At 64.3% G+C, this 23,858-nt stretch carries 19 protein-coding genes; 9 read left to right on the top strand and 10 right to left on the bottom strand.

Translation table 11 applies throughout. The annotated features are described in order from the left end of the window. Positions 1–7 precede the first annotated feature (7 nt). The 3 genes from X728_RS140110 to X728_RS140115 all read right to left on the bottom strand — a co-directional run bounded on the left by X728_RS140110 (position 8) and on the right by X728_RS140115 (position 6,016). Positions 8–3,949, bottom strand: a complete 3,942-nt coding sequence (locus X728_RS140110; protein WP_023832880.1) for an AsmA-like C-terminal region-containing protein — start codon at positions 3,947–3,949, stop codon at positions 8–10. A gap of 157 nt (positions 3,950–4,106) precedes the next feature. Then, entirely contained in the window at positions 4,107–4,586 is a 480-nt protein-coding gene (locus X728_RS03270) for a hypothetical protein (protein WP_023667425.1), read from the bottom strand. A 20-nt stretch (positions 4,587–4,606) separates the two neighbouring features. Further along, positions 4,607–6,016, bottom strand: a complete 1,410-nt coding sequence (locus X728_RS140115; RefSeq protein ID WP_023725338.1) for an FAD-linked oxidase C-terminal domain-containing protein — start codon at positions 6,014–6,016, stop codon at positions 4,607–4,609. Between the two features lie 102 nt (positions 6,017–6,118). Between X728_RS140115 and X728_RS140120 the strand changes: the two genes are divergently transcribed. From X728_RS140120 to X728_RS140135, 5 genes are all read left to right on the top strand, one after another. Then, positions 6,119–6,604 carry a thioesterase family protein gene (locus X728_RS140120; RefSeq protein WP_023699589.1) on the top strand — a complete coding sequence of 162 codons (486 nt, stop codon included), beginning with the start codon at positions 6,119–6,121 and terminating at the stop codon, positions 6,602–6,604. A gap of 146 nt (positions 6,605–6,750) precedes the next feature. After that, complete coding sequence (locus X728_RS140125; RefSeq protein WP_013531006.1) at positions 6,751–6,948, top strand: hypothetical protein; 198 nt, start codon at positions 6,751–6,753, stop codon at positions 6,946–6,948. After that, on the top strand, positions 6,935–7,153 hold the full coding sequence (locus X728_RS1000000171135; protein WP_155929625.1) for a hypothetical protein: 219 nt from the start codon (positions 6,935–6,937) through the stop codon (positions 7,151–7,153). Before X728_RS140125 ends, X728_RS1000000171135 begins: the two co-directional genes overlap by 14 nt. Before the next feature lie 55 nt (positions 7,154–7,208). Further along, positions 7,209–8,357, top strand: a complete 1,149-nt coding sequence (locus X728_RS140130) for a histidine kinase dimerization/phosphoacceptor domain -containing protein (protein WP_023682107.1) — start codon at positions 7,209–7,211, stop codon at positions 8,355–8,357. Next, positions 8,354–8,803 (top strand): response regulator, encoded by a 450-nt coding sequence (locus X728_RS140135; protein WP_023668313.1) that lies wholly within the window; start codon positions 8,354–8,356, stop codon positions 8,801–8,803. The genes X728_RS140130 and X728_RS140135 overlap by 4 nt, the downstream gene beginning before the upstream one ends. Before the next feature lie 3 nt (positions 8,804–8,806). On the opposite strand, the gene X728_RS140140 is transcribed toward X728_RS140135, so the two are convergent. Further along, a complete protein-coding gene (locus X728_RS140140; protein ID WP_023682108.1) occupies positions 8,807–9,712 on the bottom strand; it encodes a dienelactone hydrolase family protein in 906 nt (301 codons plus the stop codon). A gap of 135 nt (positions 9,713–9,847) precedes the next feature. Between X728_RS140140 and X728_RS1000000170595 the strand changes: the two genes are divergently transcribed. After that, positions 9,848–10,348, top strand: a complete 501-nt coding sequence (locus X728_RS1000000170595; RefSeq protein ID WP_155923825.1) for a hypothetical protein — start codon at positions 9,848–9,850, stop codon at positions 10,346–10,348. A 12-nt stretch (positions 10,349–10,360) separates the two neighbouring features. On the opposite strand, the gene X728_RS140145 is transcribed toward X728_RS1000000170595, so the two are convergent. Next, positions 10,361–12,673, bottom strand: coding sequence for a glucose/quinate/shikimate family membrane-bound PQQ-dependent dehydrogenase (locus X728_RS140145; protein ID WP_023682110.1), 2,313 nt, complete (start codon positions 12,671–12,673; stop codon positions 10,361–10,363). Between the two features lie 284 nt (positions 12,674–12,957). Between X728_RS140145 and X728_RS140150 the strand changes: the two genes are divergently transcribed. Then, positions 12,958–15,690, top strand: a complete 2,733-nt coding sequence (locus X728_RS140150; RefSeq protein WP_023688055.1) for a UvrD-helicase domain-containing protein — start codon at positions 12,958–12,960, stop codon at positions 15,688–15,690. A 318-nt stretch (positions 15,691–16,008) separates the two neighbouring features. Here X728_RS140150 and X728_RS140155 read toward each other — a convergent pair whose 3' ends face one another. The 5 genes from X728_RS140155 to X728_RS140175 all read right to left on the bottom strand — a co-directional run bounded on the left by X728_RS140155 (position 16,009) and on the right by X728_RS140175 (position 20,996). Beyond that, positions 16,009–17,049: an ABC transporter permease gene (locus X728_RS140155; RefSeq protein WP_023682111.1), complete on the bottom strand. Its 1,041-nt coding sequence runs from the start codon at positions 17,047–17,049 to the stop codon at positions 16,009–16,011. Next, the gene (locus X728_RS140160) at positions 17,046–17,843 is read right to left on the bottom strand and encodes an ATP-binding cassette domain-containing protein (protein WP_023668308.1); all 798 of its coding nucleotides are present in this window, start codon (positions 17,841–17,843) and stop codon (positions 17,046–17,048) included. The genes X728_RS140155 and X728_RS140160 overlap by 4 nt, the downstream gene beginning before the upstream one ends. Positions 17,844–17,929: 86 nt before the next feature. Then, positions 17,930–18,943: a substrate-binding domain-containing protein gene (locus X728_RS140165; protein ID WP_023699592.1), complete on the bottom strand. Its 1,014-nt coding sequence runs from the start codon at positions 18,941–18,943 to the stop codon at positions 17,930–17,932. 116 nt (positions 18,944–19,059) lie between these two features. After that, positions 19,060–19,968: a sugar phosphate isomerase/epimerase gene (locus X728_RS140170; protein WP_023832879.1), complete on the bottom strand. Its 909-nt coding sequence runs from the start codon at positions 19,966–19,968 to the stop codon at positions 19,060–19,062. Further along, a complete protein-coding gene (locus X728_RS140175; protein ID WP_023832878.1) occupies positions 19,965–20,996 on the bottom strand; it encodes a Gfo/Idh/MocA family oxidoreductase in 1,032 nt (343 codons plus the stop codon). The genes X728_RS140170 and X728_RS140175 overlap by 4 nt, the downstream gene beginning before the upstream one ends. A gap of 194 nt (positions 20,997–21,190) precedes the next feature. Here X728_RS140175 and X728_RS140180 point away from each other — a divergent pair, with 194 nt between their 5' ends. Together X728_RS140180 and X728_RS140185 are read left to right on the top strand one after the other, a co-directional pair. Next, on the top strand, positions 21,191–22,216 hold the full coding sequence (locus tag X728_RS140180; protein WP_023697001.1) for a LacI family DNA-binding transcriptional regulator: 1,026 nt from the start codon (positions 21,191–21,193) through the stop codon (positions 22,214–22,216). 160 nt (positions 22,217–22,376) lie between these two features. Then, complete coding sequence (locus tag X728_RS140185) at positions 22,377–23,852, top strand: esterase-like activity of phytase family protein (protein ID WP_023832877.1); 1,476 nt, start codon at positions 22,377–22,379, stop codon at positions 23,850–23,852. Positions 23,853–23,858 lie beyond the last annotated feature (6 nt).

Below are 23,858 nucleotides of genomic sequence, written 5' to 3'. Positions count from 1 at the left end.
ATGGTTCTTAATTGCCCAGCGACTTCAGCAAATTGTCGACGGAGAACGGATTTGTCCTGGGCTTCGGCGGCGCCGGGGCCGAACCGTCGTTGACACCGGGAAGTGAGCGGTCGACCTTCGGCGCCTGCTCCTGAGCCTTGCGCTCGGCCTCCAGCCTGGCTTTTTCCTGCGAAGCGGTCCGCATCGCCTGCTCAGCCTTCTTCCGTTCGTCCTCGGCCTTTGCGGCGTCTTCGGCAGCCTGCTCTTCGGCCTGCGCCTTCGCGTCCGCATCCGCCTTGGCCTTGGCGTCAGCCTCTGCCTGCGCTTTCGCATCGGCATCGGCCTTTGCTTTGGCATCCGCCTTGGCCTTGGCATCCGCTTCGGCCTGTGCCTTTGCGTCGGCCTGTGCCTTCGCCTTGGCGTCGGCCTCGGCTTTGAGCCGTGCCGCTTCCTCCTGCTTGCGCAATTCCTCGGCCGCGTTGTCGCGCTCGGTCTGCAGGGCGGCGTAGTAGCGCACCTCGCGCCGCAGCCGCTGCTTCTCGAGCAGTGCTGCCTGCATCGCCTCGACCCGCTGCTGCTCCTTTTCCAGCGCGCGCTGGGTCAAAAATTGCGCCAGCGGCTCGCTGTCGAACTGCTTCTTCAGCGCCCCGAACGGCCCATCGACGCTGAAATTGACCGTCGGATCGGAGCCGACCAGCGCCTCGTCGCCAGGCTTGTAGGTGACCGCGCCCTTGGTGGCGACGGTGCCGGTGTTGAGGTCGGCCGTGATGTCGGCAGACAGCGTCGCCGCCTGGTTTTCGAATTTGATCGGTGGTGCCCGCAACGTGCCGCCGGCGACCGTGAAGGCGATGTCGGCATCGCCGGCAGCAAAGCTGCCGTCGCCAGCGATCTCAGGTGCAAAGCCCGCAGTCTTGGCCACGTCGATGTCGCGCCCGATCGCATCGGCCTTGGCAATCAACGCGCCGAAGGCATCGGGATTGACGCCGGCAATGGTGAGGCCTTTCAGCGCCGCCGTGCCCGAGCCGGAGAGTGCGGCAATCATCGCGTCGACCGATTTGCCGCTGGTCGACAGCCCTGTCGAGAAGTCGCCGCTGCCACTCAAGCCGGCAGCCGGCAGCACAGTCGCCAGGTCGGCGCCGGCAAGCCTCATCTGGCCGGAGAACAGCCCCGTGCCGTCCGTGTTCTTCAACTCGAACAATCCGGTGAGCGCGCCGCCGAGCAGTTTTGCCTTCAGGTCCGAAACGCGGATGCCTTCCTGGTCCAGTTTCAACGACAGCGACGCGTCATAGGCTGTCGCCAGCGGTCCGGCGGCAAGCGTCGCCGTCGCCAGGTCGAGATCGGCGCTGAACGGCAGGCTGGATTTCTGGCTGAATGGCGCCGTCGGCCAGTTCGCGTTGCTGCTGAGGAACGACTGGTCACCGAACAGCGCAACCGCAATCGGGTCGAGGTCCAGTTCGTCGAGCGCCAGCGCACCGGCAAAATGCGGCAGCCCCTGCTTCGCATCGATGTTGACGTCGCCCGAAATCTCCGACTCGTTGATGGATCCGCTGAGGCCGCTCAACACCAGCAGGCCGTTGCCGAAATCGGCATCCGCGCTGAGCGAGGTCGAGGTGCCCGTTCCCATACCCGGCAGGCCGGCGCCGGTCGTCATCAGCCAGGGCTCGATGTCGGAAGCGTCGAGGCCGATCTTGCCCTTGGCGGTGGCGCCTTGCGGCGTCTGAGCGACGGTGCCGTCGAACGTCGCCTTGAAGTCATCGGCGGCGAAATTGAAGCTCGTCGCCAGGCCGCCGCCGAGCGTGCCTTTGGCCGAAATATCGGTGCTTGCCTGGCCGAGCATGCCGAGCGGCAGCGCCGGCAGGCCGTAGAGCGCCAGCAGCACGGTGGCGTCGGGATTTTTGGCGTTGAAGGTCAGCGTCACCGGCGCGTCGAGCAACTGGCCGACGGCACCCTTGCCCGACAGCGACGCCGAAAAGGCCGAACCGCCGGCCTTGCCTTGTCCGCTCACCGCCAGCCCGGTCGTGCCGTCGCCATTGTCGGCGGCGCTCGCCACCAGATCGACGCGCGCGTCCTGGAACAGTTCAGGATAGGCGGCCGTGCGGCCAGCCAGTCCCTTCAGCATCAGATTGTCGGGATAGTGTTGCGCGGCAATGTCGATCAGCGGCTTCAGATCGACGGCGACCACCGAGGCATCGAGCTTGCCGGTCGGGCTTGCCGGAAAATCCTTGATCCGGCCGGTGGCGCTGATCGAGGCGCCGGCAAGGCCGCCAATCGACAGCCGGTCGATTTCGAGCAGCCCGTCGCGGAGCCGGAGCGCGGTATCGACCGTGTCGGCGGTGAGCCCGCCGGCATTGACCGGCCCTGCCTTGATCTGAAAATCGAGGTCACGGTCGGAAAAGCGGTTGGCGCCCTTGTCGCTGACGAAGATCGAGGCGAAGGCCGTCAGCCCGTCGACATCGAGTTCGCCGCCCTCGAGCCGCATCAGCACCGAGGACTTGGCGTCGTCGGGCTGGTTGGAATCGATGCGGCCGGTGAACTTCGACTTGCCGAGGATCAGTTCGAGATCGCTGAACGCCTGGCGCTTCTCCGACAGGTCCACCTTGGCCTTGAAGCCGGCGGCCGGCAGCCGGCGGATCGCCTCGTCGACATCTTTCGACAACCAGGCAGCAAAGCCGGAAGGCTGCGCCACCGCCAGCAGCATGGAGCCGCTGAAACGGAAATGATCTTCGACGCTGAGCATGCCGCTGGCTTCCAGCGTCGTGCGCCCGGGCAAGGTCGCGGCCAGCGATTTCACCGACCAGCCGCCCTCGACCGGCTCGGCCGAGAGATGCACGTCGCGCACCGTGGTGTCGCCAGCCACCACCGCCGGCAGCTTGACCTCGACAGTGCCGGGGATGCTCGGCTTCGGCAGGACGAGCAGCGCCTGCTCGATTCCGGCAATGCGCTGGTCCAGCGTCAGGCCGGCGCCCTTCTCAGCGCCCACCGCCTCGTCCAGTTGCACCTGCGCGCCATTGGCCTCGATGGCGAAGTTCGGCCTAAGGCCGAGATCGACCGAAGCCTTGCCGTCGGCTGTGTAGGGATTGTCGAGCGGCCCGGTCTCGAAGCGGAATTCGTCGACGCCAAGCTTCTGGTGGTCGAGCGAGAACTTGCCGTTCAGCCTGAACCCCGGATCGGGTTTGCCGGCTCTGATTTTGACGCTCTCGCCATCGCCGCCGCGCAGTTCGGCGCTGTTTTTGTCGTTGCCGGAAATCTTGAACTGGCCGGAATAGACGGCAGCCCCATTGACGATGCCGGCATTGCCGTCGGTTTCGATGACCAGTGGATAGGCATCGGGATCGACCTTGAGCCTCAGCCGCATCTGGCCGCTGCCTTCGGCCTTGCCGGTCGAAGCCGCAACCGTCGAACGCAGTCCGTCGAGCAGCAACGTTCCGTCCATGCGCCACGGCCCGGCCAGCGACTTGGCAGAGATGGTCGAATTGATCTCGGAAATCAGATGGCTGCGCCCGCCTGCGGCATGGCGGAGCGCAATTTCTCCCTCCGTCACCGTGAGCTTCTCGATCGAGATCTGGTTGAGATCGAAGGGCGAGGACGGCCGTATCGCCCAGTCGACCGTGCCGTTATCGGCGATGTCGATCGTCGCCTTCGGATGCACCAGCCGCATGTCGAAAATCAGCACTTCGCCGCGCAGGAACGGCGCCAGTTCCGCGTCCATCGAAAAGGTCTCGACGGTCATTGCCGGCTGGCCGCCGGGGCCGCCGGCGACCGTGACGTTTGAGAAGGTCACCGAGGGGAACGGCAACAGGCGCGCCGTGGCGTCGCCTTGCACCGTCACCTTGCGGCCGAGAATGGCGCTCGCCTCGCGCTCGAATTGGGCGCGGTACCCGGTCCAGTCGACAAAATACGGCACCACCAGCGCCGCAACCAGCACCAGCACAAACAAGCCACCGAAGATCACGAACAGGCGTGCGAGCATCAGCTCCGAACGGGTTGATTGAAAGTCAGCCGCACTCTACCCGCATCAGCGTGTCGATAAAGAGGCAATTCATCCAGAGTTGCTTGATCTCTGATGTATCTGGAAGAGCAGAGATTTTTGGACGCCTTTGACCGCGGTCCGGCCTGTGCGCAAGAGACTATCCTGCCATGGCCCGTCGGCGATATTCGTTCAGCAGCACCACCATCTCCTCGGGCGACAATGTCCAGCCCTGCGGTAATGCGGCTTCGGCGCCGAGGCTTTTGGTCACGCTGCCCATGACGGAGCTTTTCTTGACCCCCGGTGCGAAATTGTACCCGATCATATCGCCTATCCTGCGCCGGCGATGGACGACGAAGAAGCTTTCGATATTCTTCCAGGGGACCAGGTTGGGCGATCGAACAAGGCCTCCGCCGAGACTGAAACCTTGTCCGTTCAGCACCAGAATCTGCGGCCGCACAAGCTGCCAGGCAAACACCAACGCGACCAGCCCGAAAAAGGCCACGCACCACCAAAGGCCGGCGGTGTCGCCGTCCTCGGAGACATAAATCAGGAAAGCGCAGGCCAGGACAAAGAAGAGGCTGGCCGACAGCAGTAACAGTGTCTTGCCAAGCGATGCCCTTATAATCAGGGTATCCATTGCCGCTCCTCACATTTCGGCTATGCAGGTAATATCTTGCCCGGGTTCATGATGTCTTGCGGGTCGAGCGCTTTTTTTATGGAGCGCATGATGTCGACACCATGGCCGAGCTCATGGCGCAGGAAGCCGATCTTGCCCTGGCCGATGCCGTGTTCGCCGGTGCAGGTGCCGTCCATGGCGATCGCCCGCATGTTCAGCCGCGAGACGAATTTCTCCGCCAGCGCGATCTCTTTGGGGTCGTTGACGTCCATCAGCACCAGCACATGGAAATTGCCGTCGCCGGCATGGCCGACGATCGGCGCAACCAGGCCCATCTCGGCAATGTCGGCCTCGGTTTCGGCAACGCATTCGGCCAGCCGCGAGATCGGCACGCAGACATCGGTCGAAAGGCCCTTGGCGCCCGGCCGTAGCGTCAGCGACGCCCAATAAGCATCGTGCCTGGCTTTCCAGAGTTTCGTGCGCTCCTCGGCGACGCTGGTCCAAAGGAATGGCCCGCCGCCATTGTCTTCAGCAATGGCACCGAAGGTCTCGGCCTGTTCGGCGACGCCGGCATCGCTGCCGTGGAACTCGACGAACAGGCACGGGCTCTCGGGATAATCGAGCTTCGAGTAATTCTTCATCGCCCGCATCTGCAGTCCATTGACCAGTTCGATCCGCGCCACCGGAATGCCCATCTGGATGGTCGCGATGACCGCGTTGCAGGCCGCCTCGAGGTTTGGAAACGGGCAGACGCCGCCGGAGATCGCCTGCGGAATGCCTTGCAGCTTCAAGGTCAGCGAGGTGATGATGCCGAGCGTGCCTTCCGAGCCGACCAGAAGCCGCGTCAGATCGTAGCCGGCCGAACTCTTTTTCGCCCGCTTGCCGGTCGTCACCGTCTCGCCATCGGCCATGACGGCCGTCAGCGACAGCACGTTTTCACGCATCGTGCCGTAGCGCACCGCATTGGTGCCGGAGGCCCGCGTTGCCGCCATGCCGCCGAGCGAAGCATTGGCGCCGGGATCGATGGGGAAGAACAGGCCGGTATCGCGCAGGTGCCGATTCAAATCCTCGCGCGTTACGCCAGGCTCGACCGTGCAGTCGAGATCCTCGGGGTTGACCGACAGGATGCGGTTCATGCGCGAGGTGTCGACCGAGATGCCGCCACCCGGCGCGTTGGTGTGGCCCTCCAGCGAGGAACCGACGCCGAAGGCGATGACCGGCACGCGGTGCGCGGCGCAGGCACGTACGATCTCCTGCACCTCTTCTGTCGTCTCCGAGAACGCGACACCGTCAGGCGCCTGCGTCGGAATATAGGTGGTGGTATGCGCATGCTGCGAGCGGATCGCCGCGCCTGTCTGGAAGCGTTCGCCGAGCTGCTGCTTGAGAATGCCGAGCACGGCGGCGATGCCTTCCTCGTTGCGTTCGACCGGATTGAGGTCGCTCAGAGCCATGAATTCCTCCGGGAATGGACCAGCGTCCACGCTTGTTATGCGATTATGGATGCGTAGTCTCGACTGCCGCGCTCTGTCCAGCACCAGAACAAGGAACTTTCCATGCCTGTTCCCGCCCCCTTAGTTTCCAAACCGATGGACATCGAGAAGGACTGGATCGACTACAACGGCCATCTCAACATGGCCTATTACAACGTGTTGTTCGACCGCTGCTCGGATGAGGCGTTCGAGGCGATGGGCATGGGGCTGGACTATGTCGAAGAGCGGCGCCTGACCATCTACACGGCCGAAGTCCATGTTTGCTATGTCCAGGAACTGCACCTCGAACACAAGGTCGTCGTATCCTTCCAGCTGATCGATCACGACGACAAGCGGCTGAGGGCCTACCAGGAAATCCGCCATGTCGATGGCTGGCTTGCCGCCACCTCCGAAACCCTGTCGCTGCATGTCGACATGTCCGGGCCGAAAGTCGCGCCCTTCCCCGCCGATGTGCAGGCCAAGGTGGAAGCCATGCGCGCCGCCCATTCTGCACTGCCGATGCCCGAGCGCGCCGGCCGTTCGATCGGTATTCGCCGCAGGACCGCTTGAAGCGCTGCCGCGCCCGCGTTAACCTTACCAAGGTTTTAACGTGAACAAGCCATTTGGGCCATTGAACGACTCAGCTGACCGTTTGAGAACGGTGCCATGCGAGTTGTGACGCGGGCGGCGGGCAACAGGCGGTTCGAGGAACGTGCATGAAAACCGACATCAAGGTCGAGGTGGACAGGCTGGCTGCCGATCCGCGCATCACCGACTATGATTTCTGGCGCTCGTTGAAGAACGTCAACAACGAGATCTTCCACATCGCCAACAACAACGAGCCTATCCCCTTCGACATGATCCGCTGGCGCGCCATCCTGAAGCAGGCGCGCATGAAGCGTGGCCACGCCTGATGTTTCCGCTGTTCTGAGAAAGCCGCCACCGGCGAGCGCCGCCACGGACCATTGCGACCTGATCATTTCCAAAGGTCTGCGCCAGCCCCGCTTTCAGCGAATCGGCTGCATCCGACAACCTTCAAAAACCGTTCATTTCGACAGTTTGCGCAACCGGCGATTCGGTTTCGCAAACGGCTGCCTGCGACAAGAAGATCAAGATTGAACCAATTCCACGTCTAAGCCGTTGTGACCCCTGAAAAACGGCTTGGAGTGAAAGCATGGACTGGAAAAGGACCAGGGAACCGGCCGACGCATGGCACATGACGGACAATCTGCATGCCGAGCACGGCAAGGGCGATCCGTTCGCGGCCGCCATCCGCGCCACCCGCATGTCGATGGTCATCACCGATCCCCGTCAGGCGGACAATCCGATCGTCTTTGCCAATGACGCGTTCCTGCGCCTGACCGGCTACGAGCGCGACGAGGTCATGGGCAAGAACTGCCGCTTCCTGCAGGGGCCAGAGACAGACAAGGCAGCTGTGGCTAGCGTGCGCGACGCGATAGCAGCGGGAACCGATATCGCCATCGATCTGTTGAACTACCGCAAGGACGGCTCGACATTCTGGAATGCGCTCTACATCAGCCCGGTTTCCAACGACAAAGGCGAACTCCTGTTCTTCTTTGCCTCACAGCTCGATGTCTCCGATCGCAAGCGCTCGGAGGATCGCATCACCGCCGACAAGAACCGCTTTGAAAAGGCTGTCAAGGAACGCACGCGCGAGCTTGAGGCCGCCCTTGAGGCGCAGACCACGCTGCTGCACGAGGTCGACCATCGGGTGAAAAACAACCTGCAGATGATCTCCTCGCTGATCATCATGCAAAGCCGGGCAATCAAGGATGAAGCGACAAAGCGATCGCTGGCCACCATGCTGGAGCGCATCGAGGCGCTGAGCACGGTGCATCGCCGTCTCTACCAGTCAAAGGATGTCAGCCGCTTCGATGTCTCGGATTTCGCCAGGGATCTGGTCACCGACCTGCTGACCGCATCCGGACGCGCCGAGATCAAGCCGACGCTGGACCTCGAACCCATCGTCATTCCGGCCGAAAAAGCCACGCCTGTTGCCTTGATGGTCAATGAGCTTGTCACCAACGCGCTGAAGCACGCCTTCAAGGCAAAGCCGGACGGCACCACCGCGGGGCGCATCGGCATCAAGATGAGCCAGCCCGACGGCCACTTCAACATCGAGGTTTCCGATGACGGCGTCGGCATGGCCGAGGCCAGTGGCGATGCTTCCTTCGGCATGCGGCTGATCAAGTCGCTTGCCCGGCAGTTGCATGCCGACATCGAATGGCGCGACGCCGGCCCGGGCACAAAGGTCGTCATCTCGATGCCGAACGAACCGCAGCAGAAAGGGAAGCTGTCATGAACGAACCGCTCAAGGTCCTGATCGTCGAGGACGAGGCGTTGCTGGCGATGGAACTGGAAAGCCTCGTCGAGGAAGCCGGCCACAGCGTTGTGGGTTGGGCGACATCCTTGGCCGAAGCAAGAGGTATGATTGATACCGCCGATGCCGATATTGCCTTTGTCGATATCCACCTCGCCGACGGACCAACCGGGGTCGAGGTTGCCGAGCATATCCGCGAGGGTAACCGTTCCATGGTGGTGTTCATGACCGCCAATCCAAAACGCATCCCCGACCATTTCGCCGGCGCGATCGGCGTCATCGCCAAGCCCTACACGATGAACGGACTGGTGTCGGCGTTGCGCTATCTGCAGGAGGGCGTGCGGCGCCCGCCCCCGGTCTCGGTGCTGCCGGCCGGTTTTACGCTGTCGCCGGCCTATGAAAGCGTATGGGCGTCGTCGGCGGCCTGAAGCCTACGCCAGCTTCTCCTTGAGGAAAGCGATCGTCCGTCCCCAGGCGAGATCGGCTGCCTTCTTGTCGTAGCGCGCGGCCGAGGTGTCGTTGTTGAAGGCATGGTTGACGCCGTCATAGACATAGAGCGTGTATTCGACATGGGCGGCGTCGAGCGCTTTCTTGTAGGCATCGATGCCGGCGTCGATGCGCTCGTCGAGCCCGGCATAGTGCAGCAACAGCGCCGCCTTGATCTTCGCCACATCCTCGGCCTTCGGCTGCATGCCGTAATAGGCGACGCCGACGGCGAGATCGGGCGCGTTGACCGCCAGATTGTTGACCGTGCCGCCGCCCCAGCAGAAGCCGACAGCACCGACCTTGCCGTTGCCGTCCTTCTCGCCCTTGAGATAGGCGATGGTCGCCAGGCCATCGGCGGTGACCTGGCTGGCGTCGAGCTTGGTGAACATGTCGCGCGCCTTGTCTTCGTCAGCGGGCGTGCCGCCGAGCGGCGACAGGAAATCCGGCGCCAGCGCCACGAACCCTTCCAGCGCAACGCGCCGCGCAACATCCTTGATATGCGGGTTGAGCCCCCTGTTCTCATGCACCACGATGACGGTGCCGAGCTTGCCGGACTGGTCCGCCGGCCTGACCAGATAGCCCTTCATCTCACCGCTGCTGCCGGAATAGGTGATATCTTCAGCCTTCACGCGCGGATCGTTGTCGGCGACGATTGCCGCCTGCGCCGAATTCGCCGCAAGCAGCGGCGCGATCGCGGCCGCCGCCGCGCCCGATCCGGCAAGCCTGGTCAGCTGTTCCATGAAGCGGCGGCGGTCGAGCGTCAGATGCGTGTATTCGTCATAGGCATCGATCATCGCCTGGGTGATGGCAGGTTTGGCAGGTTTGACGGCTTCGGCGGTGGGTTTCGTCATGGCGTGCTCCTCGTTAGGAGATGATCTCACGGTCACTCCGGGATGACCTCATGGTCACTCCGGGATGACCTCGCGGTCACTCCGGGATGACTCGCGGATCAAGATAGGGTGCAAGCTCGCACGGTCCAGTCTCGGATGGGTGACGCTTGCGCCATCGAACGATGCGGCCGCCCCGCCGAACGCGCCCATCACATTTTGGTCATTTCAGAGAATGTCGATGGTGCCGCCACAATATGGAAGGAAGCTGATGATGGTCTCGCTCGTAGCGGCGAGCCCGACGAGAAGGAACAACGCCATGACCTTGTCTACTCCGATCCTTGCAAGCGCGCTCGTGCTTGCTGTTGCTGCCTTGCTGGCAATGCGCTCCGCTGCTGCCGCAGCCGCCGCTCGGATGGTGAAGGTCCGCGTCGACCGGCGTCGGCCGGCACCACGCTGATCCAGCAGGCCGAAACAGGGCCGCAGCTAACCAATGAAGTACTGGGCTCCGTGCCCAGCCTCAAAGGCCATCTCTTACGCAAGCTGACCAAGGCTGCTGCTGCCCTCATCGCCCTGCCGGGCACTTCTCCCCGTATAGATGCCGGCAGGCAGATGAGGGGCGGCGCGACAGAATATCTGCCGGGCCGATCACTTACCTAAGTCACATCGCTGCTACTTCGGCAGCGTATAGGCCATCACATAGTCGCCGGGCTTGGTGCCGACCGAGCCATGGCCGCCGGCGACGATGACCACGAACTGGCGGCCGTCGGCGACGGTGTAGGTCATCGGCGTCGACTGCCCACCGGCCGGCAGCCTGGCCTGCCAAAGCTGCTTGCCCGATGTCAGGTCATAGGCGCGCAGATAGTCGTCGACCGCCGCGCCCAGGAAGACGACGCCGCCGGCGGTGATCATCGGCCCGCCAATGCCGGGAACACCGACCTTCAGCGGCAAGGGCAACGGCGTCATGTCGTAGACGGTGCCGTTGCGGTGCTTGTAGGCGATCTTGCCGGTTCTGAGGTCCGCTCCCGCCACATAGCCCCATGGCGGCGCCTGGCAGGGCACGCCGAGCGGCGACAGGAACGGCCCCATCACCACCGCATAGGGTGCGCCCTCATTGCGGTTCAGCCCCTGCTCGCTGCCGCGCCCCTCATCCGGCGGCGGCACCTGGTCGCGCGGAATGAGCTGCGATTTGAACGCCAGATAGGTCGGCATGCCGAACATCACCTGCCGCACCGGATCGACGGCGACGCCGCCCCAGTTGAATGTGCCGAAATTACCGGGATAGACCAGCGACCCCTGCACCGATGGCGGGGTGTAGCGGCCCTCGTAGCGCAGGCCCTGGAATTCGATCCGGCAGGCCAGCTGGTCGAACATGGTGATGCCCCACATGTCGGCGCCGGTCAGCGGCCTCGGATTGAAGGAGAGATCCGAGACCGGCTGCGTCGGCGACGTGTGATCGCCCTCGACAGCGCCGCCCGGCGCCGGCACTTCCTTGATCGGGATGATCGGCTCGCCGCTGCGCCGGTCGAGCACGTAGAGGTCGCCCTGCTTGGTCGGTCCAACCAGGCCCGGAACGACGCCGGCAGCGGTGGTGATGTCGACCAGGGTCGGCTGTGCCGGCACATCCATGTCCCAGAGGTCGTGATGCACGGTCTGCCGCACCCAGCGCACTTGTCCGGTGGCCAGATCGAGCGCGGTGATCGAGGAGGAAAACTTCTCGACATTGGCGCTGCGGCCCATCCCGAGCTGGTCCGGCGTCTGGTTGCCGAGCGGCACATAGAGCAGGCCGAGCTTCTCGTCGGCGCTTGCCGTCGACCACATGTTGGGCGAGTTGTGGGTGTAGGTCTGGCCTGCCGCCAGCGGCGTTGTCTGGTCCGGATTGCCGGAATCCCAGTTCCACACCAGGGCGCCGGTGTCGACGTCGAAGGCCCGGATGACGCCGGACGGCTCTTGCGTCGAATAATTGTCGTTGACCGCGCCGCCGATGATGATCTTGCCGCCCGCAATCAGCGGCGCCGAGGTCGAGTAATAATAGCCCGACTTCGGATACGGCATGTTGGTCAACAAATTGAGCGTGCCGGCTTCGGCGAAGGACGGGCAGACCTGGCCGTTGGCGGCGTCGAGCGCGATCAGCCGCGCATCCGAGGTCGGCAGATAGACGCGCGTCGCGCAAGGCTGGCCGGCGGCGATCTTGGCATCGGCATAATAGGACACGCCGCGGCAGGTCTGGTGCTGGCGGTCCTTGTCGAGCTTGATCTTGGGATCGAAACGCCATTTCTCCTTGCCGGTGGCGGCATCGATGGCGATGGCGAAATTGTGCGGCGTGCAGATATAGAGCGCATCGCCCACCTTCAGCGGCGTCACCTGGTAGGTGGTTTCGCCGACATCGTCCGGCCCTTTCACGTCGCCGGTCTGGTAGATCCAGGCCGGCTGCAATTTGGCGACATTGTCGGGCGTGATCTGGTCGAGCGGCGAATAGCGCTGGCCAAATTGCGTACGGCCGTAGAAATGCCATTCGCCCGGAGGCACATTGCCGCCGAGATCGGCAGTCGGCGTCACCTTGTCGGCGCTGAGGTCGCCGGCGATGTCCTTGGGATCGGCCGTCATCGAATAACCGGCGACGGCGAGCGATGCGAGCACGGCCAGAATGAGCGGCGCGCGCGCGTCGGGGCCGATCAGGCCCCGCCTTGCCCAAGGCGTCAGCAGCCACAGCGCCAGAAGCACGATGATGCCGCCGCGCGGTCCGAGTTCCCACCAGTCGAAGCCGATTTCCCACACCGCCCAGGCCAGCGTGCCGAGCACGATCGCCGCGTAGAGCCAGAGCGCCGTCGATTTGCGCCGGAAGAGCAGCCATGCGGCGATGAGGAAGGCGAGACCGGTGACGACATAGTACCAGCTGCCGCCCAGCATCGCGAGCCAGACGCCGCCGCCGCCAAGTGCGAGGCCGATGAGGAACAGGATGAGGGAGGTGATGACGACAGCCAAGACGATACTCCTTCGACTGATGCGCTTTGCAGCGCCTCACGGGCAGCCGCCCCTGCCCTGTCGCCAGCTTTCTCCCCCAGGCCGCGTGTGTCAAGCTGGCCCTGCCAGCATAAGGCGAGAGCAAACGCTCGACTTCATTCCGCTCCCACGCTGCAGCACCTCCACGACATTGTCGGGCGTCGGGACGATGAAATTCGCACTGCGCCCCAGAATCTCACTTTCAAACCAGAACAAAACGTAGACACTTCTGGTCTTTCGCTCCCGAATCACTACATTCGGGGGAGATGTCCGGCTTTGCGGAAGACATGCCCTTTTTTGACGAACCCAATGCGCGGCCCGCAGCCCCGTCGGGCATAGCTGCGCGCGCCATGGCGGCCCGCAGCGGCCCCAACAGCGCGCCCGATTATCTCAACGGCCTCAACCCCGAGCAGCGGCTGGCGGTGGAAACCACCGAAGGCCCGGTCCTGGTGCTGGCCGGCGCCGGCACCGGCAAGACCCGCGTGCTGACCACCCGCATCGCCCATATCCTGGCCACCGGCAGGGCTTTCCCCTCGCAGATCCTGGCGGTGACCTTCACCAACAAGGCCGCGCGCGAGATGAAGCAGCGCATCGGCCATCTCGTCGGCGAAGCCGTCGAGGGCATGCCGTGGCTCGGCACCTTCCACTCCATCGGCGTCAAGCTCTTGCGCCGCCACGCTGAGCTGGCCGGGCTCAAATCCGATTTCACCATCCTCGACACCGACGATGTCGTACGGCTGATCAAGCAGCTGATCCAGGCCGAAGGCCTCGACGACAAGCGCTGGCCGGCCAAGCAGTTCGCGCAGATGATCGACGGCTGGAAGAACAAGGGCCAAGGCCCCGCCGACATTGCCGAGGGCGACGCGCGCAGCTTCGCCAACGGCAAGGGCCGGGAACTCTACAAGGCCTATCAGGAGCGGCTGAAGACGCTGAACGCCTGCGACTTCGGCGATCTGCTCTGCCACCCGATCCGCATCTTCCGCGCCAATCCGGACGTGCTGAAGGACTACCACAAGCGCTTCAAATACATCCTCGTCGACGAGTACCAGGACACCAACACCGCGCAATACATGTGGCTGCGGCTGCTGGCGCAAAGACCTACCTCCCCCTCGATGGGGGAGGTCGCGCCGCGTAGCGGCGCGAGTGGGGGTGGCAGCGCCGGCGCCAGTCACCCCTCCCCGCCGCTTCGCGGCGACCCTCCCCATCCAGGGGAGGGTAAAGCGCGCTCGGCCAAAGGCCGCATGCCCGACCGGGCGTCCGAGCCGTTGCGAGGGCCCGCGCCGGCAGGCGCGGAACAGCCCGTGAGCGTGAATATTTGCTGCGTCGGCGACGACGACCAATCGATCTATGGCTGGCGTGGCGCCGAGGTCGACAACATCCTGCGCTTCGACAAGGATTTTCCCGGCGCCACCATCATCCGTCTGGAGCGCAATTATCGCTCGACCGCGCACATCCTCGGCACTGCCTCGCACCTCATCGCCCACAATGAGGGCCGCTTCGGCAAGACGCTGTTCACCGAGAAGGTCGCCGAGGACGACGAGAAGGTGCATGTCCACGCCGCCTGGGATTCCGAGGAGGAGGCGCGCGCCGTCGGCGAGACCATCGAGACCTACCAGCGTGCCAAGCACAAGCTCAATGATATGGCCATCCTGGTCCGCGCCTCCTTCCAGATGCGCGAATTCGAGGATCGCTTCGTCACGCTCGGCCTCAACTACCGCGTCATCGGCGGCCCGCGCTTCTATGAGCGCATGGAAATCCGCGATGCACTGGCCTTCTTCCGCGTCGTCGCGCAGGGCGCCGACGACCTCGCCTTCGAGCGCATCGTCAATGTCCCCAAGCGCGGCCTGGGTGAAGCCACCATCCGCCAGATCCACGACACGGCGCGGAGCTTGCGCATCCCGATGCTGGAGGCAGCCGCCAAGCTCGCAGAAAGCGACGAGCTGAAGCCCAAGCCCCGCGCGGCCTTGCGCGAAGTGGCGGCCAATTTCGAGCGCTGGCAGAAGGCGCTGGAAACCACGCCGCACACCGAACTCGCCGAGACCATTCTGGAGGAGAGCGGCTACACCGACATGTGGAAGAACGACCGCTCGGTCGAGGCGCCGGGCCGGCTGGAAAACCTGAAAGAGCTTATCCGCTCCATGGAGGAGTATGAATCGCTGCGCTCCTTCCTCGAACATGTCGCCCTGGTCATGGACGCCGAGCAGAACGCCGAGCTTGACGCCGTCAACATCATGACGCTGCATTCGGCCAAGGGCCTCGAATTCGAGACCGTGTTCCTCCCCGGCTGGGAGGAAGGCCTGTTCCCGCACCAACGCGCGCTGGACGAAGGCGGCCGCTCCGGCCTGGAGGAAGAGCGCCGTCTCGCCTATGTCGGCCTGACCCGGGCCAAGAAGAACCTGCATCTGTGGTTCGTCTCCAACCGCCGCATCCACGGCCTGTGGCAGTCGACCATCCCGTCGCGCTTTCTGGACGAACTGCCGGAAGCCCATGTCGAGGTCGCCGAAAGCGGCAACTCCTATGGCGGCTACGGCAATTCCTATGGCGGCGGTTCGTTCGCGTCGGGCCGTGGCGGCCAGGGCGCAGGGCGGCAGAACCCCTACGGCGCCTCGCGCTTCGACAATGTCGGCGCGGAAAAATCCGGCGCCTTCTCCAACACCTATGCGACGCCCGGCTGGCAGCGCGCGCAGGCCAACCGCACCGAGGCGACCGACCGCAACTGGGGCTCGCGCTCCGGCCACCAGGTCGAGCGCATCGGCTATGGCGAGACCGACTCCGGCTACGGCGCCGGCCGAACCAGCGTCAAAGGCCGCACCATTGACGGCGAACTGGTCGCCAAATCCGTCGCCGACACGCCGTCGCCCTTCAGCGTCGGCGACCGCGTCTTCCACCAGAAATTCGGCAACGGCAACATCTCCAACATCGAAGGCAACAAGCTGACCATCGACTTCGACAAGGCCGGCCAGAAACGCGTGCTGGACGGGTTTGTGGCGGCGGTGTGAGCGCCCGCTTGTCCTGTTGTCCTACAAGCGACCACATTGTTGTAGTCTGGCGGAGCCCTCCCCGCCTCGTCATCCACGGGCGGAGCAAGGAGCGTAGCGACGCAGCGTAGACCCGAGGATCCATCCCGCGTCTTCAACGCGTTGCCACGGTGCGGAATCCTGCGCAGCTGCACGCCAAGGTCGCGGAATGGATTCCAGGGTCTACGCGACGGAGCTTCGCTCCTGCTCCGCCTTAGAATGACGAAGCGACGGGCGTCTGCCCAGTCGTCGGGGCATGCGGTCCGCAACATGAGCGTCCCCGTCAATTTAGCCCGCCCCTCACCTGTACCGCGCCTGGTTCCACTTGTGCCCCAGCAGCGACAGGATGATGATCAGCCCGTTGAAGAACTGGACGTAGAAGCCGCTCAGGCCCGCCGCCACGACGCCGGTCTGGATGAACGACACGGTGACCGCGCCGATCGCTCCACCGGCAACCGTACCGATGCCGCCCCAGGTCGGCGTGCCGCCGACGAACACCGAAGCCAGCACCGGCAAGAGATAGCCGTCGCCCGCGGTCGGCCACCAGGTGAAGTTGATCATCACCGAAAACGTGCCGGCGATCGCGGCCCCGATGCCGGTGAAGATGAACACTTTCACCCGCACACGCTTGACGTCGATGCCCATTTGCTGGGCGCTGTCGGGGTTGTCGCCGACGACCCTCACCTGCGCGCCGAAGCGGTGCCGGTTGTAGAGCATTGCCGAAAAAATGACGAAGGCGAGTGCCCATAAGACCTGTACCGGAAAACCCCACACCTGACCGGAGAAGATGGTGTACGCCCAGCTGTCGCTGAGACCGGTCAATGCCGTCGATCTGCCCTCGTTGATGATCTGGATCAGTCCCCGCAGCAGGAAATTCATGCCGAGGGTGGCGATCAGCGACGACAGCCCGCCATAAACGACCAGGGATCCGACGAGAAAGCCGAGCAGCGTGCCGGTGAGAATCGCCGCTGCGATGCCGAGAAACGGATCGTAGCCGGCCTGCACCACCAGCGCGAACACCCAGGAGGCAAAGCCCATGGTTGCGGGAAACGACAGGTCGATCTCGCCGCAGGTGACGACGAAGACCAGCGGCACCACCACGAACAGGGCAACCGGCAGCGTGGTCAGCACGGATCTGTAGAGATACCAGGTGGTGAACACGGTCGGGTTGGCGATCAGGAACGCCGCCATCATGATGATGAACACGGCGAGCGTGCCGAGCGCTGCGCGGTTGTCGATGACGAAACCGCGCAGCCAATGGTCGGACGGGTGCTTCCACTCAGGCCGGGCCGCCTTGCCGCCGAGCGGGCTCTGCAGATCGGGTTCCATGGTCTTGCTCATCGTGCTGCCCTCTCCGCGTCGCCGGCCTCGTGCAGCCCCGGCAATCCTCCGGGATGCGCAACGTCTTCCATGAAATTGATCAGCTCTTCGGCCGACTTGACCTCGGTGCGATCGGCGGTCAGCGCCACCTTGCCGCGGTCAATCACCACGAAGCGGTCGGCGATGTCGAAGACATGGTGGATGTTGTGGCCGATGAACAGGATCGAACGGCCGCTCGCCCGCACCTGGCGCACGAAATGGAAGACCTTGGCGGTCTCGGTCAGCGACAGCGCCGTCGTCGGCTCGTCAAGGATGATCAGCTCGGCCTGCTTGTAGATGGCGCGCGCGATCGCCACGCCCTGGCGCTCGCCGCCCGAGAGCTGGCCGACGATCGAGTGCGGCGTGAACACCTTCGAGGTGAAGCCGATCTCGCGCATCAGCCGGCTCGCCTCCTCTATCTCTTTATTGACCTTCAGAAAGCCCATGAAGCCGGTGAGTTCGCGGCCCATGAAGATGTTGCGCACAATGGTCTGCTGCACGGCCAGCGCCCGATCCTGGAAGACCGTCTCGATGCCGGCGTCGCGCGAGCGTGCCGCACTCCAGCCGGTCACCGGCTTGCCGCGCACCAGGATCTCGCCGCTGGTCGGCTTGACGACGCCGGACAGGATCTTGATCAGCGTCGATTTGCCGGCGCCATTGTCGCCGATCAGGCCAACCACCTCGCCGCGGTCGACCGAGAGATTGACCCCGCCCAGCGCATAGACCTGGCCATAGGATTTGCTGATGTCGCGCAGTTCGATGATGCGTTCGGCCATGGCGATCCTCGCTCCTGTGGTATCATCCCGGCCTGGTGCCGGCGGTCCTGCCGGCCGGGCTTGCGCCCAGCCGGCAGTTTGGGAGGTCAGCGCAGCGCCTGCTTGGCGAGCTCGGCGACGATCTCGTAATTCTGCGGCGTGACGAAGCCCGCCCCGGTGTCGACATTCATCGGCGCCAGGCCCAGCACCACCTGCTGGCAAAGGCTGAGGATCGGCAGATAGCCTTGCAGAAACGGCTGCTGATCAGCCGTCAGCTGCACCCAGCCGCCCTTGAACGCCTCGACGATCTGCGGGCTGGTATCGAAGCCGAAGTTGAAGATGTCGCCGGGCTTGCGTCCTGCCGCCTGCATGTAGGTGGCGACGTTGCCCAGCATCTGGCCGCCGGGATAGCCGACCGCCTTGACGTCGGGATTGTTGAGCAGGGCCGCGGTGATCACCGGTATCGCCAGATTGGGGTCGGACGCCCATTCGCCGCTCGGCGGCGACGACAGCTGGATGACCTCGACGCCGGCTTCCTTGAGTGCTGCCACCGTGCCGCGCTCGCGCGCGCCGCGGGCCTCGTTCTCGAACGGACCGATCATGATCGCCTTGTCGCCGGACTTGAGCTTCCCGAGCTTGAACGCCTCAGTGCCGAGCGCGCGGCCCTGCTGCTCCTGCTGGGCGCCGACATAGCCGCCGCCGAACGCGTCCACCACCTTCGGCACCGGCACGTTCTGGTACATCATCTTGATGCCGTCCTTATGCGCCTGTTCGGCCAGCGGCATGATCGCGGCGTCGCCCGGATGGCCCATCATGGCAATGCCGTTTGGCTTCACGGCGACGGCCTCACGCAATTGCTGCACCATCTTCTCGACGTCCCACTGCGAGAAGATGTAGTCGACCTTCGGCCCGAGATCGGACGCCGCCTGCTTGGCGCCATTGTAGACGATGGTGCCGAAAGCGTCGCCCTCGGCGCCGCCGACGAAAAAGCGGATGTGGACATCCTTGCACCACTGGGCGTCGAGCGCCTGCGCCGGCAGAGTGGAGATGGCAGCGCACAGCGCCGTGGCGGCGGCCACGACGGTCGAGCGCAGAAGTGTCGTTCTCATTGCGATGCTCATGCACGTTCCTCCCTTTTGTCCTCGGTGAGCCGAGGGGTTTCGTCGTTCGCCTGTCGGCAGTGCTTGTCGGCAGTGCTTGGCAATCTGTCAGGCCGGCTCCTCCCACCGGCCCTCGGTCACGCCGGGTTCGGCAGGTAGGTCGCTCCTCCCCGGCATTGCTTGAGGTATTCCAGCCCGCGCACCTGGCCTGTGATTTCGAGGTCGCCGCGATAGACCGGGTCGTGCCAGCCCTCGATGTCGATGGCGCCCTTGTAACCGGCCAGCCGCAATTCGCTGATCACCCGCGTCCAGTCGCTGTCGCCAAACCCGGGCGTGCGCATCTGCACGAAGGGCAGCTTGCCGAACACGCCGTGCTCGCGGATCACATCCCAGCGCACCGTCGCGTCCTTGCCGTGGACATGGAAAATGCGCGGCGCCCATTTGCGGATCTGCGGCATCGGGTCGATGAGGTAGACAAGCTGGTGGCAGGGCTCCCATTCGAGGCCGAGATTGTCGTCGGGCAATTCGTTGAACATCAACTCCCAGGCATCGGGATTGTGGGCGATGTTCCAGTCGCCGGCCGCCCAGTTGCCATCCATGGCGCAATTTTCGAAGGCGATGCGCACGCCCTTGTCTGCGGCGCGCCTGGCCAGCGGACCCCAAACCTCTCGGAAGCGCGGCAGGCTGTCTGTCAGCTTCTTGCCACGCAGACGTCCGGTGAAGCCGCTGACGATCGAAGCGCCGAACAGATGCGCATTGTCGATGACGGTTTCCCAGGCCGCGAGCACGCCGCGATCGACCTCGCCATCCTCCAGCGGATTGCCGAACACGCCGATCGACGACACGGCGACATCGGCATCGCCGATCGCCTCGCCAATCTCACCGGCGAGCCGCGCCAAATCCTTGCCGCCCAGCGTCTGCCAGAAGAAGGGCTGGATGCTCTCGAAGCCGAGCGGCAGAATCTCTTTGATGTAGGCGGCCGGGTCTTCGAGATTGGCCCGCACCATGGTGCCGATGCGGATGTCGAGAAGCGGGTTTGGCATCATGATGCTTCCTGTGTGATTGCGACGCGCCGTCCGGTCTCGGCGCTTTCGATGGCGCCAAAAACCATGGCCAGGCTTTTGATGTTGTCGCTGCCACGGGTTTCCGGCTCGCTGCCGGTCTCGATGGCGTGGATGAAATCCTTGATGATGCCGAGATGACCGCCGACGCGGTCGGCGGAATCGAGCGGCGGTACTGTGATGGGCTGGGTCAGGTCGAACAGGCCGTCGCGGACCGACAACACAACTTCGGCCTTCAGTCCGTCCTCGCCGTCCCAGACCAGGCTGCCGTGCTCGGCGACGATGCGCCACGTGCTCTCCCAGCTGGTGCGGAAGCCCGCCGCGCACCAAGAGCCTGCATAGGTGAACACCTTGCCGCCGCCGAGATCGAAGATAGCGCTGGCCGACGATCCCTGCCGGTACCAGGAATTCGCCGGCTCCCATTCCTGGCAAAAGACGCCGGCGGGATCGCCTGCGACCATGTAGCGGGCGGCGTCGAATGTGTGGATCGCCATGTCGAGCAAAAGCACATGCGCCATCTCCTCGCGAAAGCCGCCGAAATGCGGCGCGACGAAGAAATCGGCATGGATGCTGGTTGGCTTGCCGATGGCGCCGGAGTCGAGAAAGCGCCTGATGCGCCGGACATTGGCGACGTAGCGGCGGTTCTGCACGACCGCATGGATACGCCCCGCGTTACGTGCCGCATCGACGATGGCGCGCGCATTTTCCGGAGTATCGGCCAGCGGCTTTTCCGTCAGCAGATGGCAATTATGGGCAAAGGCGGCAAAGGCGACATCACGCCGGGCGGCTGGAACCACGACATCGAACACCGCGTCGGGCCTGGTCTGGTCGAGCACCGCGTCGAGGCTGGTGCCGATTACCGCGCCGTCGAGCCCGTATTCGCGCGCCCTCGCCTTCGCCCGTTCTGCGTCGAGATCGACCAAGCCGACAATGGCCAGCCCGTCGATCTGCCTCGCGGCATCGAGCCAGGCCTTGCTCATCGCACCACAGCCGACGAGGACGGCATTCATCATCCGGCATTCCTCCCGTCCGGTCCCTCCAGACCGAATGTCACGGCATTTCCGGCACCACCGTAAACGTTTCTCCGTAAACGTTTACGAGAACACACCCGATGGCGTAGAATGTCAATCGGCTGCCAGCGAAAATCATCCCGAAGCCTTGGCCTGGGCGGCAGCCGGTGCTAGCCAAGACAGGGGGAGAACTGTCCTTGGCGTCCAGCATCCATGACCTTGCGCGTCACCTGAACATTTCGATCGGCACCGTGTCGCGGGCGCTGAACGGCCGCGCCGACGTCAATGCCGACACCCGCCAGCGCGTGCTCGCCGCCGCCAAGCAATTGAACTATTCGCCCAACCAGTCCGGCCGCAGTCTGCGGCAAGGCACCACCCATTCGATCGCCTTCATGCTGCAGCCGCATCCGGGCGACCAGCAATATGGCGAACCCTTCTTCATCCCGTTCCTGATCGGTCTGCAGGGCCGACTGGCCGAGGATGACCTGGATCTGATGGTCGTCATGGGCGAGCCCGGCCAATATCAGCAGGAGAGGCTGCGCCGCGTGGTTGAGACGCGCCGAGCCGACGCGGTCGTGTTGGCCAATACACGGCGGGAAGACGATCGGATCGACTATCTCAGCAAGGCTGGCTTTCCCTTCGCCACGCTTGGCCGAAGTCAATCCGGCGACGACACCTATCCTTCGCTCGATATCGATTTCGAGAGGGCGGGTGATGAAGCCGTCGACCGGCTGGTCGCGCGCGGCCACCGCCGCATTGCCGCCATCCGCCCTTCGCTGGATCTCAACTTCGGCTACCTGTTCCTCGACGGCTACCGCAAGGCGCTGGGGCGGCATGGCATCGAAGTCGACCCCGGCCTGATCGCCGACGGCTTCATCAACGAGGCCGGAGGCTACCAGGTGACGCCGCGCGTGATGCTCTCCAAGGACCGGCCCACAGCCATCATCTTCAACAATGACGCAATGGCGCTCGGCGGCTGCAAGGCACTGGCCGAGATGGGCATCAGGCCCGGCCACGACATCGCGGTGATCGTCATCGTCGACACGCCGCTCTGCCGTTATTTCTCGCCGGCGCTGACCGCCTTCCGTCCGTCGCTGGAGCCGATGGGCCGGCGGCTGGCCGAAATGCTGCTGGCCTCGCTTCCCGCCTTTGCCGGCCCGGAAGGTCCGCGCATCATCCGCGAAGTCTGGCCGCTGGAACTGATCGCCCGCGACAGCGATTGATCATTGCGCTCTTCCCTCTCTACAAGGGAGAAGGAAGAGGCCCTCTCTGTCACGCAAGTATCATGTTCGCGTCCTAGACCGCTTTGCGAGAGGGCGACATCGTCGATGCGATGCGGTGGCCCCTTTGCGCCGCTCAAGGCTTGTCACAAAAAGGATCTCCATGAAAATCTCGCACCGAACCGTGTCGCTCGGCGCCGCGCTGGCGCTGTTTACCGCCCTGACCCCTGCCCTTGCCGACAGCACCGCCACCGTTGGCGGCTTCGTCAACAAGGGCCTGGTCGGCGTCGGCCGCATCCCGGCCGATCAGAAGGACAAGTTCGGCGAGACCTTCGGCTCCGGCTCCGGCATGTCCATCGACGCCGCAAGCTGGACCCGTGGCGCGGACGGCTACAAGGGCTCGCTCTGGTTGCTGCCGGACCGTGGCTACAATGTCGTCGGCACCACCGATTACCGGCCGCGCCTCAACACTATTCGCATCGAGTTCACGCCGACCGCACTGGGCGCCACGCCCACCTCCGGCCAGGAACAGACAGGCGTCAAGGCGACGCTTGCCGATTCCCTGCTCCTCACCGACGACAAGGGCGCTGACGCCACCGGCCTCGATCCGCTCAACGGCGTGCGCGCGGCCAATGGCGACCTGCCGATCCTGCCCGAGGCCAATGGCAAGCTGGCGCTCGACAATGAGGCGATCGCGCGGCTGCCCGACGGCACCATGTTCATCTCTGACGAATACGGCCCCAACATCTACCGCTTCTCGGCCGACGGCCATCTTTTGTCGGCAACGCAGCCGCCCGCCGCTTTGGTGCCGATGCGCAAGGGCGCGCCGAACTTCGCCTCCGACAATCCGGGCCCCGGTGCAGCCGAACCCGATCCGAAGGATCCCGAAACCGGCCGCCAGAACAATCAAGGCCTCGAAGGCATGGCGCTGACGCCGGACGGCAAGTCGCTGATCACTGTGCTGCAGTCGGCGCCCCGCCAGGATGGCGGCGATTCGCCCGCGACGCGCCAGAACACCCGCGCGCTGGTCTACGACGCCTCCGACCCGGCCCATCTCAAGCTGGTGCATGAATATGCCGTGCCGCTGCCGGTGTTCAAGGACGCCAAGGACAAGACCAAGGTCGCCGCGCAGAGCGAAATCGTGGCGCTGTCCGACAAGACCTTCCTGATGCTGGCGCGCGACAGCGGAAACGGCCAGGGGGTGAAGGGCGATACTTCGCTGCTGCGCCAGATTTTCGTCGTCGACGTCTCTGGCGCCACCGACATTGCCGGCGGCGCCTTCGATGCCGCCGACAAGCCGCTGGCGCCCAAGGGCGTGCTCGACCCCTCGGTGACGCCGGCCAAGCTGACGCCGTTCATCGACATCAACGACAACAAGGAACTCGGCCGTTTCGGCCTGCATGACGGCAAGCCCAACGACAAGAACAATCTGTCGGAGAAGTGGGAAGCAATGTCGGTGGTCAGCGTGCTCGATCCGGCGCTGCCCGACGACTATTTCCTGTTCGTCGGCAACGATAACGACTTTCTCACCGAGGACGGTTTTCAGGTCGGCGCGCCCTACAAGGCCGAAGACGGCGCCGATGTCGATACCATGTTCCTGGTCTATCAGGTCACGCTTCCGGGCCTCGCCAAGAAGTAGCCGTAT

Origin of the sequence: Mesorhizobium sp. L103C119B0 (assembly GCF_000502235.1) — a bacterium.
Taxonomy (GTDB): domain Bacteria; phylum Pseudomonadota; class Alphaproteobacteria; order Rhizobiales; family Rhizobiaceae; genus Mesorhizobium.
This window is presented reverse-complemented; position numbering and strand designations above follow the sequence as displayed.